This window comes from Klebsiella sp. K47 (assembly GCF_051858335.1).
In the GTDB taxonomy this organism is placed as follows: Bacteria; Pseudomonadota; Gammaproteobacteria; order Enterobacterales; family Enterobacteriaceae; genus Klebsiella; species Klebsiella pneumoniae.
In genome coordinates this window covers 1-780 of the sequence record NZ_JBPYUI010000086.1, presented here as the reverse complement: position 1 = coordinate 780, position 780 = coordinate 1, and the positions used below count along the sequence as shown (strand labels likewise).

Sequence of the window (780 nt, the reverse complement as noted above, 5' to 3'; positions counted from 1 at the left end):
GGCGGGGGCCTCGACCGGGAAGCGAGAAAGCTGATGCTTTCGCTGAAACGTTGCGAACCCTGTGAAGGTGCCGGAGTGGCTTGCTATTCGGGCTCAACGGTTTCCCATGTCGGGATCGTTGTAATGCTCGATAACCAGTTGCAGGTCGCGGAATGCAATCCAGGCTCGGGGGTTACGTTTCTGCCACTATCGCGATTTATCCGTCGCTTTAACCGCGTGGAGTTCTGGCAATGACGATAAAGTTTTACCCGTCCCGGCTACCGGGTGAACCCCTTGAAACGCACGATCATGGTGTGCTGACGCTGCATGAGTGGATGAGCAGAAATGTCCCGAGCTATTCACAGGATAAAACTCATCCTGTCGTGATCGAGCTGAACGGCCAGGCAGTCCCCCCGGCGGAATGGCCGTTATGTTTGTTGCGGCCAGACAGTGACGTGCGGATATATCCCATTCCTTATGGCACGGGGCTTGAAATTGCCGCGTGGGTTTCGGTGGCCGTATCCATTGCGTCTACGGCCTATGCATTATTCTTTGCCCCTAAACCAGAGCTGGGCGGCTTTTCATCCAGTAACGCTTCATCGCTGGATCTGAATCCAGCTAAAGCCAACACAGCGAAGCTTGGCGATCCCGTTAGGGAGGCTTTCGGGCGAAACCGGATCTACCCGGATTACCTGGTACAGCCGGTAACTCGATTCAACCCCGCTGATCCAACCAGAATGACGGTCGAAATGTTTGTCTGCCTTGGATATGGGCGTTTCTCCTATACCGGTGGGGATTTTC

2 pseudogenes are annotated in these 780 nt (G+C 54.7%); both read left to right on the top strand.

The annotated features are described in order from the left end of the window. A pseudogene (locus RRF55_RS27175) lies at positions 1-234 on the top strand (nitrite transporter); the annotation flags it as partial. Continuing rightward, positions 231-780 (top strand): annotated as a pseudogene (locus RRF55_RS27170) (host specificity factor TipJ family phage tail protein); the annotation flags it as partial. The pseudogenes RRF55_RS27175 and RRF55_RS27170, both read left to right, overlap by 4 nt.